Origin of the sequence: Vibrio splendidus, from assembly GCF_002873455.1 — a bacterium.
In the GTDB taxonomy this organism is placed as follows: Bacteria; Pseudomonadota; Gammaproteobacteria; order Enterobacterales; family Vibrionaceae; genus Vibrio; species Vibrio splendidus_J.
On record NZ_MCUN01000004.1, the window covers coordinates 178,619 to 192,306 of the forward strand.

The window sequence follows — 13,688 nt, forward strand, 5'->3', positions numbered from 1 at the left end:
CTAATCAGGATTCAATATGAGTAATAGCCTCACGCTGTCATCTTTACTTTCTCCTTGGGGAGACTTTGGTTCTCCTGAGTTGGAGTCGATTGCTGTTGAGCAGTTGGAGTTGGATAGCCGAGCCATCAAGGAAGGTGATATTTTTATTGCCGTAATCGGACATGCTGTCGACGGCCGTCGGTTTATCGATAAAGCCGTTTCTCAAGGCGCGAAAGCTGTTATTGCACAAGCTGGCGATGACAAAGCTCATGGCTTGGTTGAGTGGCTAAACGCGGTTCCTGTGGTTTATGTTTCAGACTTAAACTCAACACTCTCTGAATTAGCTGGCCGTATCTACTCTTCTCAAGCGACCAAATTGATTGGTATCACGGGTACCAATGGTAAAACCACCATAACCCAATTGATAGCTCAATGGCTTGACCTCGTCGGTCAACGTTCGGCGGTAATGGGTACTACGGGCAATGGCTTCCTAGACAATCTAAAAACCGCGGTTAACACCACGGGCAGCGCCATCGAAATACAGCGCACACTGAGTGAGTTAGCTGCAGAAAATGCGGTTTATACCGCAATGGAAATATCTTCTCATGGTTTGGTGCAAGGTCGCGTCAAGGCTTTGGACTTTGAGGTTGGTGTATTTACTAACTTGAGTCGTGATCATCTTGATTACCATGGCACGATGGAAGAATACGCATTGGCTAAGAAGAGCCTGTTTACTCAACACAAATGTAAACACGCAGTGATCAATGTGGATGACGAAGTGGGTAAAGCTTGGATGCTAGATTTATCCAATGCTATTGCTGTCTCATTGTCACCGCTAACGGGCTATCAACAATCGGTATGGGCGTCTGATGTCGCTTATGCAGAAACCGGTATTCAGCTGTCTTTTGATGGTAGTTGGGGACAAGGGAAGCTTTCTGTTCCACTGATTGGTCAGTTCAACGCATCAAATGTACTGGTTGCTTTTGCGACTTTGCTTTCGTTGGGTATCGACAAGCAAATATTAGTCGACACCGCGTCTCAGCTTCAGCCTGTTATTGGCCGTATGGAGCTTTTCCAAGTTCCAAGCAAAGCCAAGGTGGTGGTCGATTACGCGCATACACCAGACGCGCTAGAGAAAGCATTGGCAGCATTGCGCGTGCACTGCTCGGGAAAATTGTGGGCAATCTTTGGTTGCGGCGGAGATCGCGACACCGGGAAACGCCCGATGATGGCAGCGACCGCAGAGCAGTTCGCCGATAAAATTATTATTTCCGATGACAACCCTCGCAGCGAAGCTCCGGCCCTGATTGTCAAAGACATGCTTGCTGGTTTAAATGAACCAGAATCGGCGTTCGTCGAGCATAATCGCTATCAAGCGGTTAAGTTCGCTCTTGAGCAGGCAGACAGCAATGACATTATTCTTCTGGCTGGTAAAGGCCATGAGGATTACCAAGTATTGAAAGATAAAACAGTACATTACTCAGACCGAGAGTCTGCGCTTCAACTTTTAGGTATTTCATAATGATTGATGTATCACTTGAGCAGATCTGTTCTGTGGTCAGTGGTGAGCTGATTGAAGCGGGCAACTCGAACAATAACGTAATCAATGCAGTTTCAACGGACACTCGCACCGTTGAAGAAGGCGCCTTGTTTGTCGCTATCGTCGGAGAACGCTTCGATGCGCACGACTTTTGCCATCAAGCCGTTGAAGCAAACGCGAGCGCGTTGTTAGTCGAACGAAAACTTGACCTAAATATTACTCAAGTTGTTGTTGAAGACACTAAACTGGCTTTAGGTCAGCTAAGTGCTTGGATCCACAAACAATGTGACGTGCCAACGATGGCGATTACAGGCAGCTGTGGCAAAACGACCGTTAAAGAGATGGTGGCGAGCATTTTACAGCAGCGTGGCAAGGTGCTGTTTACGGCGGGTAACTTCAATAATGATATCGGTGTGCCACTCACTTTGCTACGCAGTGAACCAAGTGACGACTATGCAGTGATCGAATTAGGCGCTAACCATATTGGTGAAATTGCCTACACCACTCAGCTAGTGAAACCACAAGTTGCCTTAGTCAATAATGTAGCCGCGGCTCATTTAGAAGGCTTTGGTTCGATTGATGGTGTGAAACAAGCGAAAGGTGAAATCTTTCAGGGGCTTGCTGCCGGTGATACTGCTATTGTTAATTTAGAGAGCAACGGTGGTGGCTTTTGGAATGAAGTACTTGCAGATAAAGCGGTGCAAACATTTTCTGAAAGTAACCATGAAGCCGATTATTTTGCTGAAAATATCGAAATCAACGACCAAGGCGAAGCTTGCTTTGATATGCAAACACCACAAGGTGCTACGGCTGTTGAACTTGGTATTATTGGTCAGCATAACGTGGCGAACGCGTTGGCGGCTGCAGCGTTGAGCATTCAATATGGCGCCACGCTTGATGAAATAAAAAGTGGTTTAGCGAATCTTATCTCGGTTAAAGGGCGAGTTGAGGTTCAACAATTAAGTCAGAATATCAAGCTGATAGATGACAGTTATAACGCCAGCGTACCTGCAATGAAGGCGGCAGCCAAACTGCTGTCGAGTTTCAAAGGTCAACGTTGGTTGATTTTAGGCAATATGGCTGAATTAGGCGACGAAAGTCTTGCACTTCACCGTCAAGTCGGTGAATATGCTGCCCCATTCGCTTTTGAGCATGTACTCACTTACGGTGATGATACCAAGGTGATTAGTGCGGTCTGTAATGGTACCCACTTCGCAACGCATCAAGCGATGATCGCGCACATAGAGCAGCACTTATGCTTGCCAGAAAACGCGTTACATACCTTATTGGTAAAAGGCGCGAATAGTGCAGGAATGAGTAAAATAGCCGCTGCTTTAAAGGAGAACTTTTCATGATAATTTGGCTTGCAGAGCTACTACAGCCACACTTTTCTTTTTTCCGTTTGTTCGAGTACCTATCGTTTCGTGCAATCGCGAGTATTTTGACGGCATTATGTTTGTCACTGTGGATGGGACCTCGTTTAATTGAGCGTCTGCAAATGCTACAAATTGGCCAAGTTGTTCGTAATGACGGCCCTGAATCTCACTTTAGCAAACGTGGTACACCAACCATGGGTGGCGTGATGATCCTAGCTGCGATCATTATTACGGTATTGATGTGGGCTGATCTTTCCAATCCTTATGTTTGGGCTGTATTGGTTGTACTTGCTGGTTATGGCGCGGTCGGTTTTGTTGATGACTACCGTAAAGTGGTTCGTAAGAACACCGATGGCTTGATTGCTCGCTGGAAGTACTTCTGGCAATCGGCTATTGCATTGGTTGTGGCATTTGCTCTGTATGCTCACGGGCACGATACTGCAGCAACTCAATTGGTGGTTCCTTTCTTTAAAGATGTGATGCCACAACTAGGTTTATTGTACATCGTACTGACTTATTTTGTTATTGTGGGTACCAGTAACGCGGTGAACCTAACAGACGGCCTAGACGGCTTGGCCATTATGCCAACGGTGATGGTCGCGGCTGGTTTTGCTGTGATTGCTTGGGCGACAGGTAACGTTAACTTCGCGGCATACTTACACATCCCACACATCCCATACACTTCTGAACTGGTTGTGGTTTGTACGGCAATTGTGGGTGCCGGACTTGGTTTCCTATGGTTCAACACCTACCCAGCACAAGTATTCATGGGCGATGTTGGCTCTTTAGCACTTGGCGGTGCATTAGGTGTAATTGCTGTGTTGGTTCGCCAAGAGTTGGTACTGGTTATCATGGGCGGTGTGTTTGTAATGGAAACCTTGTCAGTTATTCTGCAGGTGGGCTCTTACAAATTGCGTGGTCAGCGTATTTTCCGTATGGCACCGATTCATCACCATTACGAACTTAAAGGTTGGCCAGAGCCGCGCGTAATCGTGCGCTTTTGGATCATCTCAATGGTATTAGTACTGGTTGGCCTAGCGACACTGAAAGTTCGTTAATCTTATGTGAGCCTCTGATTAGAGGCTCTTTAAAACTATTAAGAGCATCTTGTTTAAATGGAACGTTGGCAAAATATTCAAAATGTAGTGGTTGTGGGGCTCGGTATTACCGGGCTCTCTGTCGTTAAACATCTCGTAAAATATCAGCCTCATATTCATGTGAAGGTGATTGATACTCGAGAGTTACCACCAGGAAAGGAATCTTTACCTGAATCGGTAGAACTGCATTCTGGAAGTTGGAATAGCCAATGGTTAGCGGAAGCTGATTTGGTGATTGCTAACCCAGGTATCGCCTTAGCGACGCCTGAAATACAAGATGTTATTCAAGCGGGAACTCCGGTTGTTGGCGATATTGAACTGTTTGGCTGGGCGGTAGACAAACCTGTTGTGGCAATAACAGGCTCCAATGGTAAAAGTACAGTGACCGATCTAACGGGTGTACTTGCAAAGGCTGCTGGTCTTAACGTTGGTGTTGGTGGCAATATCGGTATTCCAGCCTTAGACCTTCTTGAGCTTGATGCTGATTTATATGTCCTTGAGCTTTCAAGCTTTCAGCTCGAGACAACATCCAGTTTAAACCTTGCAGCGGCGGCCTTTTTGAACTTGTCAGAAGATCATATGGATCGCTATCAAGGCATGGCTGATTACCGTGACGCCAAATTAAGAATTTTTAACAACGCTCAGTACGCGATTGTAAACCGCGAAGACAAAGAGACTTATCCTTACCATACGATGTCATTGGTGACATTTGGACTTGATGACCAAGAGTTTGGTGTATCAATGGTCGATGGCACCGAGTGGCTAGTGGATAATGGTAAGTCAGTACTTGCTACCCAAGATTTAACATTGGTTGGACGTCATAACGTGGCGAATGCGTTAGTCTCGCTAGCACTGCTTAAACAAGTCGGTATTGATTACAGCAAAAGTCTTGAAGCTCTGAAGGCCTACAACGGTTTAACGCATCGTTGCCAAGTGGTGGCTGATAAGCGTTCTATTAAGTGGGTTAACGACTCGAAAGCAACCAACGTAGCCAGTACATTAGCGGCTCTGTCAGGCTTAGAATATCAAGGCACCTTGTATCTTCTGGTTGGTGGTGTGGGTAAAGGTGCCGACTTCAGCGAGCTTAAGCCTGTGTTGATGCAATTAGACCGCGTACAGCTGTGTTGTTTCGGTGAAGATGCTGCGCAATTTATGCCATTGCATCCATCGGCTAAGACGTTTGATACCATGCGTGACATTATCGAGAGTGTCTCGAAGCAGTTAGTTGCCGGTGATATGGTGATGTTGTCTCCAGCGTGTGCGAGCTTCGATCAATTTAATAACTTCATGGCGAGAGGTGATGAGTTCACTGACCTTGCCCATGAGTATGCCTAACGTGTTGAAGGACTAACATTCAGTGCAAAGAGTGAAAGAGATTAATCAATCCATTTGGCAATGGCTAAACCGTGCCACACCAGAGGCGCTCTACGATCGCCAGTTGGTCTGGATTGCTCTTGGATTGATGCTGACCGGATTGGTGATGGTAACGTCTGCTTCGTTCCCAATCAGTGCTCGTTTAACCGATCAGCCGTTTCACTTTATGTTCCGCCATGCCATTTTTCTTGTGTTGGCGTTAATCGTATCCAGCGTCATATTGCAAATTCCAATGAAACGTTGGTTTCAATACAGTATGTACTTATTGGGTTTATCCTTCTTTTTGCTGATCGTGGTATTGGCTGTCGGTAAGTCAGTTAACGGTGCATCACGCTGGATCCCTCTTGGATTATTTAACTTACAACCCGCTGAAGTCGCTAAGTTATCGCTGTTTATCTTTATGGCGGGTTATTTAGTTCGTAAACAAGATGAAGTGAGAAAAACCTTCTTCGGTGGCTTTGGTAAACCGATCATGGTATTCGGTGCTTTCGCTGTGTTACTACTTGGCCAGCCCGATTTAGGTACGGTAGTTGTAATGCTGGTTACCTTGTTCGGAATGTTATTTATCGCAGGAGCCAAGCTTTCACAGTTTATTGCCTTGATGGTGGCGGGTATTGCTGCGGTCGTTGGTTTGATTGTGATAGAACCTTATCGTGTTCGACGTGTTACCTCATTTTGGGAACCTTGGAATGACCCGTTTGGCAGTGGTTACCAGCTAACCCAATCATTGATGGCATTTGGTCGTGGTGACTGGATGGGGCAAGGCCTTGGCAACTCGGTTCAGAAGTTAGAATATTTACCAGAAGCACATACCGATTTTGTGTTTGCGGTACTGGCTGAAGAGTTGGGTTTTGTTGGCGTGACCTTAGTGCTGATCCTTATTTTTAGTTTGGTGCTTAAAGCGATTCTCATTGGTAAGAAAGCCTTCGAAAACGACCAGTTATTCAGTGGTTATCTTGCCTTTGGTATTGGTATTTGGTTTGCTTTTCAGACGCTTGTTAACGTGGGCGCGGCCTCGGGTATCGTTCCAACTAAAGGTCTGACATTGCCATTAATCAGTTACGGCGGGTCAAGTTTGATCGTGATGTCGGTGGCGGTTTCTATGCTGCTACGTATCGATCACGAGTGCCGAATACAACAAAAAGAACAAGCCGACAATCAAAACGAATTGATAGAATAAGAATCTAACGTGATGAAAAAAAACAAAAAACTTTTAGTGATGGCTGGTGGTACTGGTGGTCACGTTTTCCCAGGGTTAGCGGTGGCTAAAAAGCTTCAGCAACAAGGTTGGGAAATTCGCTGGTTAGGCACTGCAGACAGAATGGAAGCGGATCTGGTACCAAAGCATGGTATTGAGATCGACTTCATTAAGGTGAAAGGCCTGCGTGGTCAAGGCATTAGCAAGCTAATTAAAGCGCCATTCCAAATTATTAATGCCATACTTCAAGCAAGACAGCACATCAAAGCATGGCAGCCAGATGTGGTGCTCGGAATGGGTGGTTACGTCAGTGGCCCCGGTGGTATTGCTGCATGGCTATCCGGTATTCCTGTGGTTCTGCATGAACAAAATGCAGTGGCGGGTTTAACCAATCAATGGCTATCTAAAATTGCTAAAAAAGTGTTCCAAGCTTTCCCTGGCGCGTTTCCTACTGCAGAGGTAGTGGGTAACCCAGTACGTGAAGATGTTGTTGCCTTAGCTGAACCCGAGCAACGTATGGCTGAGCGTGACGGCGATATTCGTATCCTCGTGATGGGTGGCAGTCAGGGCGCTAAGATCCTGAACCATACCTTGCCTATTACCATGGCCCAGCTTGGTGAAGGTTTTACTGTGGTGCATCAAGCCGGTAAGAACAATCAACAGCAAGTGATTGAACAATATAAATCACATTCTGTAGATAATGTTCAAGTGACTGAATTTATTGATGATGTGGCGCAAGCTTATGAGTGGGCAGATCTATTAGTGTGTCGCTCAGGTGCATTAACCGTATCTGAAGTTTCTGCTGCTGGTGTAGGTTCTATTTTCGTTCCGTTTATGCACAAAGACAGACAGCAAGCGCTGAATGCCGATCACCTCGTTGAATGTGGCGCGGCATTAATGATTGAGCAGCCTCAACTGACGGCTGATAAGCTAGCGAATACTATCGCTCAGCTTGATAGAAATGAATTAAAAATGATGGCAACAAAAGCTCGTCAAGCAGCCAAGCTTGATGCGGATGTGACCGTCGCTGAAGCGATTAAAGCTTTAGCAAAATAATGAGATTGAATTGATGACGATTGAACATACCCAAGACTTAGCGCAAATCCGTGCAATGGTGCCAGAGATGCGCCGTGTTAAATCTATCCACTTCATTGGTATTGGTGGCGCAGGAATGAGCGGGATTGCTGAAGTCTTGCTTAATGAAGGCTACCAGATCACGGGTTCTGATATTGCTCAAAACCCAGTGACCGATCGTTTAGTTAGCAAGGGTGCGACCGTTTACATCGGCCACCAAGCAAGTAACGTTGCTGATGCAAGTGTGGTGGTGGTTTCAACCGCTATCAACGAAGAAAACCCAGAGATTATTGCAGCTCGTGAAGCGCGCACACCTATCGTTCGTCGTGCAGAAATGCTGGCTGAGCTGATGCGTTTTCGTCATGGCATTGCTGTGGCAGGTACGCACGGTAAAACCACGACAACTGCGCTAGTGACACAGATTTACTCGGAAGCGGGTTTAGATCCGACCTTCGTAAACGGTGGTTTGGTGAAGAGTGTGGGCACCAATGCACGTCTAGGTTCGAGTCGTATTCTTATCGCTGAAGCCGATGAAAGTGATGCGTCATTCTTACATCTGCAACCAATGGTTAGTATCGTTACTAACATTGAAGCGGATCATATGGATACCTACGGTGGCGATTTCGAAACGCTAAAGCAGACGTTTATTGATTTCTTACACAACCTGCCATTCTATGGTCAGGCTGTAATGTGTGTTGATGATCCGGTAGTGCGTGAGCTTATCCCTCAAGTTAGTCGTCAAGTGATTACCTACGGCTTCTCAGAAGATGCGGATATCCGTATTGAAAACTACGTACAAGAAGGCCAGCAAGGCAAATTCACTGTGGTACGTGAAGGTAAAGCTAACCTAGATATTACATTGAACATTCCAGGTCGCCATAACGCACTGAACGCTTCAGCGGCGATTGCGGTTGCTACTGAAGACGACATCAGCGACGAAGCGATTCTAAAAGCGATGGCGGGAACGGAAGGCACTGGCCGTCGTTTCGATCACCTTGGTGAGTACGAAACGGGTAAAGGTATTGCAATGTTGGTTGATGATTACGGTCATCACCCAACCGAAGTCGATGTAACGATTCAAGCTGCTCGTAGTGGCTGGGCAGACAAACGTCTTGTGATGATTTTCCAACCACACCGCTACAGCCGAACGCGTGATCTGTATGATGACTTTGCTAACGTTCTTGAGCAGGTTGATGTTCTAATCTTATTAGATGTGTACTCTGCAGGTGAGAAACCTATTGCAGGGGCTGACGGACGCTCGTTAAGTCGAACTATTCGTGGGCGTGGTAAGATTGATCCGATCTTCGTTGCTGATATCAACACGCTGCCATCGGTTCTAGCCAACGTCATTCAAGGTGGTGACCTTGTTTTAACGCAGGGTGCAGGTGATGTTGGTCGTGTTGCTAAGCAACTCGAATCGTTACAGTTAGACATTAATAATATGCAGAACGCGTAGCAGAATACTGTCTACAGACTGTGGTCAATCGCTCACTTCTTGCGATTGACCTAAAATTGACCAAAAATCTTATTATCAACGTTTGATAGTTTGATTTTGCTCAGTATAATTCATAGGTTAAAGTAAGTGCTTTTACCTCTATTACGAAGATAGGGAATAGAATTGCGAACCAACGACAGGGAATGCGGGCTTTGGTAGAAAGTACTTTTAGCGAAAACCGCCACCTATTCAGTTTACCATCGCTCAAGAAACACGCCTTAGGCGGGTCTTTTTTAGTCGTGGTATTGCTATTCATTGGGTTTCTTTTCTATACCACACTGACTTGGATGTGGGACGATCAGCGATTGCCTCTTTCCAAAATAGTACTTCAAGGCGACTTAACTTATGTAACGGCTGGTGATGTTCAGCATGCTTTTGGCGAGTTAGAACATATTGGCACCTTCATGTCGCAAGATATTGGGGTGTTACAAGACAGTTTAGAAGCGTTACCTTGGGTATCTGTTGTCTCGATTCGTAAACAGTGGCCAGACACAATAAAAGTATTTTTGACTGAATACCAAGCGGCAGCAATCTGGAATGGCAACATGCTGCTGAACGAAAACGGTCAAGTGTTTAATGGCGATATCGGCCTGTTAAAGGGTGATAGAGTTAAGCTTTATGGCCCGGAAGGGACCAGCCAAGAAGTGATAGCAAAATGGCGACAGATTACTCCTTTGATTAACAGTCTAGGATTAACCGTTACCTCACTCGTTCTTAATGAACGTCGCGCTTGGCAAATAATCCTAGATAACGGTATCCGTTTAGAACTAGGTAAAGATTCTTTAGATGAGCGTGTTGAACGCTTTATTTCGCTTTATAACGAATTAGGAAGTAAAGCGAATCAAGTGAGCTACATCGACCTCAGGTATGATACGGGAGCCGCTGTAGGCTGGTTTCCAGAGCAAGAGTTAGAAGAGAGCAGAAATGACTAAGACCGCAGATGACAACATAATCGTTGGTCTTGATATAGGCACTGCGACCATATCAGCTCTAGTTGGTGAAATACTGCCTGATGGTCAAATCAATATCATTGGTTCAGGGCAAAGCCCATCCAGAGGTATGGATAAAGGTGGTGTAAACGACCTAGAGTCGGTAGTGAAGTCGGTTCAGCGAGCGATTGATCAAGCAGAGTTGATGGCTGAATGCCAAATCAGCAATGTATTTATCTCGCTGTCCGGTAAGCATATCGCAAGCCGAATTGAAAAAGGCATGGGCACTATTTCAGATGAAGAAGTGTCTCAAGACGATATGGATCGAGCGATCCATACCGCGAAATCGATTAAAATAGGTGATGAGCAGAGAATTCTGCACGTGATTCCACAAGAATTTACCATCGACTACCAAGAAGGCATTAAGAATCCGCTTGGTTTATCTGGTGTTCGAATGGAAGTCAGTGTTCATCTAATTTCTTGCCATAGCGACATGGCGAGAAACATTATTAAAGCTGTTGAACGATGTGGTCTCACTGTAGAACAAATCGTGTTTTCAGGACTTGCCTCAAGTAATGCGGTAATTACTGACGACGAGAGAGAGCTCGGAGTATGTGTTGTTGATATTGGTGCCGGTACGATGGATATTTCCATTTGGACTGGCGGCGCACTGCGACACACAGAAGTCTTTTCCTACGCAGGAAATGCAGTAACCAGTGATATTGCCTTCGCTTTTGGCACGCCAGTGAGCGATGCTGAAGAGATAAAAGTAAACCATGGTTGCGCTCTGAGTGAGCTCGTAAGCAAGGATGATTCTGTTAACGTCCCTAGTGTAGGTGGCCGTCCATCGAGAAGTTTGCAAAGACAAACTTTGTCGGAAGTGATTGAACCACGTTACACTGAACTTATGGGTCTCGTTAACCAAACTATTGATACGGTTCAATTGCAGCTACGAGATGAGGGTATTAAGCACCACCTTGCAGCTGGCGTCGTTCTCACTGGTGGAGCGGCACAAATTGACGGATTGGTAGAGTGTGCGGAACGTGTTTTCCGCAATCAAGTTCGAGTTGGTAAGCCGTTAGAAGTTAGTGGCTTAACTGACTATGTTAAAGAGCCGTATCATTCTACGGCGGTTGGTTTACTTCATTACGCAAGAGATTGTCAGATAAGTGATGAGGGTGATTACAGCGAACCTAAGCGTTCAGCACCTTCTATGTCAGGTTTATTTGGTAAATTGCGTAATTGGATACAAAAAGAGTTTTAACCTGAGTTGCAGGAAAAAACGGAGATAACACATGTTTGAACCGATGATGGAAATGTCTGACGATGCAGTAATTAAAGTCGTTGGAGTTGGTGGCGGTGGCGGTAACGCTGTTGAGCACATGGTACGTGAGTCAATTGAAGGCGTAGAATTCATCAGTGTTAACACTGATGCTCAAGCTCTTCGTAAAACAAGCGTGAGCAGCGTGATCCAGATTGGTGGTGATATCACTAAAGGCTTGGGCGCTGGTGCAAACCCACAAGTAGGCCGTGATGCAGCTCTCGAAGATCGAGAAAGAATTAAAGAAGTTCTAACTGGCGCCGATATGGTATTTATCGCAGCTGGTATGGGCGGTGGTACAGGTACAGGTGCTGCTCCAGTTATTGCTGAAGTTGCGAAAGAGTTGGGTGTGCTAACGGTTGCTGTTGTAACTAAGCCATTTAGCTTTGAAGGCAAAAAGCGTTTAGCGTTTGCTGAGCAAGGTATCGAAGAGCTTTCTAAACATGTGGATTCTTTAATTACGATTCCAAATGAAAAGCTACTTAAAGTACTTGGCCGTGGCGTAACACTGCTAGAAGCTTTCGCAAGTGCAAATGATGTACTTAAAAACGCTGTACAAGGTATCGCTGAGCTAATTACTCGCCCTGGTATGATCAACGTCGATTTCGCGGATGTTCGCACTGTGATGTCGGAAATGGGTCATGCAATGATGGGTAGCGGTATCGCAAAAGGTGAAGACCGTGCTGAAGAAGCTGCTGAAACGGCAATTTCTAGCCCATTATTAGAAGACATCGACCTAGCTGGTGCTCGTGGCGTTCTTGTTAACATCACTGCTGGCCTAGATATGCGCTTAGATGAATTCGAAACTGTGGGTAATACAGTTAAGGCATTCGCTTCTGATAACGCAACGGTTGTTATTGGTACTTCTCTAGACCCTGATATGACGGATGAAATCCGCGTAACTGTTGTTGCAACAGGTATCGGCACAGAGAAAAAACCAGACATTACTTTAGTTGCTGGTGGTAAAGCAAAAGTAGCGCCAACGCCTCAACCGCAAGTTGCTGTTCAAACAGCAGCAAAAGTGGAAGAGAAAGTGGCACAACCATTGCAGGAAAAAACTGAGGTAAAACCTCAAGTTAAACCACAGCCAACAACGTCACCTGTTTCTTCAGGTACAGGCGCTAGCCAGAGTGCTGCACCTAAAGCTGAGAAAGAGAGCGGATATTTAGATATCCCAGCATTTTTACGACGTCAGGCTGATTAACAAATACCCAAAATTTGACTATCGTCGAATTAATGGTAAAATTCGCGGTCGGTAAATACTGACCGTGATTTGTAGCACTGATAACGAGGCAAGCAGATGATCAGACAACGTACTCTGAAAGAAATTGTGAAAACAACTGGTGTGGGTCTCCACTCTGGTCGTAAAGTCACACTTACTCTTCGCCCGGCAGCTGCAAATACAGGTATTGTTTATCGTCGTACAGATGTAAATCCACCTGTAGATTTCCCAGCTGATCCAGCATCAGTTCGTGACACTATGCTATGTACCGCTCTTGTTAATGACGAAGGCGTACGTATCTCTACAGTGGAGCACCTTAACGCAGCTCTAGCCGGAATGGGTATCGACAACATTATTGTTGAAGTAGATGCTCCAGAAATTCCAATTATGGATGGTAGCGCAAGCCCATTCGTATACTTGCTACAGCAAGCGGGTGTAGAAACACTGAATGCAGCGAAGCGTTTTATTCGAATCAAAAAACCTATTCGTTTTGAAGATGGCGATAAATGGGCAGAGTTTGTTCCATTTAACGGCTTCCGTATGGACTTTGAGATCGACTTTAACCACCCTGCAATTGAATCCGATGAGCAACGTTTGTTGTTTGATTTCTCATCACAAGGTTTTGTGAAGCAGATTTCTCGCGCTCGTACTTTCGGTTTTATGCGCGATATTGAGTACCTTCAGTCTCAAAACCTAGTACTTGGCGGTAGCTTTGATAATGCTATCGTACTGGACGAATACCGAATTCTTAATGAAGAAGGCCTTCGTTTCGACAATGAGTTTGTAACTCATAAAGTATTGGATGCGATTGGTGACCTTTACATGTGTGGACACGCTATTATTGGTGAGTTCCGTGCATACAAATCAGGTCACGGCCTAAACAACCAACTTTTACGTGCAGTTCTTGCTGACGCAGAAGCTTGGGAATGGGCAACATTCGAAGAAGAAGCTGGCTCTCCAGTTGCTTTCGCAGAACCGGGTATGGTTCTAGCGTAATTGTTGTTTGCAACAATATAAGATTTCGAAAACCAGGTCATCGGCCTGGTTTTTTTGTATCTATTTTCCAGATACAGTGTCGTTAAC

General features: G+C 45.5%; 11 protein-coding genes. All 11 read left to right on the forward strand.

The window, feature by feature from the left end:
• The first annotated feature begins 16 nt into the window (after positions 1-16).
• The 11 genes from murE to lpxC all read left to right on the forward strand — a co-directional run bounded on the left by murE (position 17) and on the right by lpxC (position 13,601).
• Positions 17-1,501 (forward strand): UDP-N-acetylmuramoyl-L-alanyl-D-glutamate--2,6-diaminopimelate ligase, encoded by a 1,485-nt coding sequence (gene murE / locus BCU75_RS02465; protein WP_102472843.1) that lies wholly within the window; start codon positions 17-19, stop codon positions 1,499-1,501.
• Complete coding sequence (murF, locus tag BCU75_RS02470) at positions 1,501-2,874, forward strand: UDP-N-acetylmuramoyl-tripeptide--D-alanyl-D-alanine ligase (protein WP_102472844.1); 1,374 nt, start codon at positions 1,501-1,503, stop codon at positions 2,872-2,874. The genes murE and murF overlap by 1 nt, the downstream gene beginning before the upstream one ends.
• Entirely contained in the window at positions 2,871-3,953 is a 1,083-nt protein-coding gene (gene mraY / locus BCU75_RS02475; RefSeq protein ID WP_102472845.1) for a phospho-N-acetylmuramoyl-pentapeptide-transferase, read from the forward strand. The genes murF and mraY overlap by 4 nt, the downstream gene beginning before the upstream one ends.
• Before the next feature lie 57 nt (positions 3,954-4,010).
• Positions 4,011-5,327, forward strand: coding sequence for a UDP-N-acetylmuramoyl-L-alanine--D-glutamate ligase (murD, locus tag BCU75_RS02480; protein ID WP_102472846.1), 1,317 nt, complete (start codon positions 4,011-4,013; stop codon positions 5,325-5,327).
• 22 nt (positions 5,328-5,349) lie between these two features.
• Complete coding sequence (gene ftsW / locus BCU75_RS02485) at positions 5,350-6,546, forward strand: cell division protein FtsW (protein ID WP_102472847.1); 1,197 nt, start codon at positions 5,350-5,352, stop codon at positions 6,544-6,546.
• Positions 6,547-6,558: 12 nt separating this feature from the next.
• Positions 6,559-7,620 (forward strand): undecaprenyldiphospho-muramoylpentapeptide beta-N-acetylglucosaminyltransferase, encoded by a 1,062-nt coding sequence (gene murG / locus BCU75_RS02490; RefSeq protein ID WP_102472848.1) that lies wholly within the window; start codon positions 6,559-6,561, stop codon positions 7,618-7,620.
• Positions 7,621-7,633: 13 nt separating this feature from the next.
• Positions 7,634-9,094: a UDP-N-acetylmuramate--L-alanine ligase gene (murC, locus tag BCU75_RS02495; RefSeq protein ID WP_102298449.1), complete on the forward strand. Its 1,461-nt coding sequence runs from the start codon at positions 7,634-7,636 to the stop codon at positions 9,092-9,094.
• A gap of 182 nt (positions 9,095-9,276) precedes the next feature.
• Positions 9,277-10,065, forward strand: a complete 789-nt coding sequence (locus tag BCU75_RS02505) for a cell division protein FtsQ/DivIB (protein WP_020477273.1) — start codon at positions 9,277-9,279, stop codon at positions 10,063-10,065.
• Complete coding sequence (gene ftsA, locus BCU75_RS02510) at positions 10,058-11,326, forward strand: cell division protein FtsA (protein ID WP_004729844.1); 1,269 nt, start codon at positions 10,058-10,060, stop codon at positions 11,324-11,326. The genes BCU75_RS02505 and ftsA overlap by 8 nt, the downstream gene beginning before the upstream one ends.
• A 31-nt stretch (positions 11,327-11,357) precedes the next feature.
• Positions 11,358-12,587 carry a cell division protein FtsZ gene (ftsZ, locus tag BCU75_RS02515; RefSeq protein ID WP_017084771.1) on the forward strand — a complete coding sequence of 410 codons (1,230 nt, stop codon included), beginning with the start codon at positions 11,358-11,360 and terminating at the stop codon, positions 12,585-12,587.
• 96 nt (positions 12,588-12,683) lie between these two features.
• Complete coding sequence (lpxC, locus tag BCU75_RS02520) at positions 12,684-13,601, forward strand: UDP-3-O-acyl-N-acetylglucosamine deacetylase (protein ID WP_017087510.1); 918 nt, start codon at positions 12,684-12,686, stop codon at positions 13,599-13,601.
• Positions 13,602-13,688: the final 87 nt, after the last annotated feature.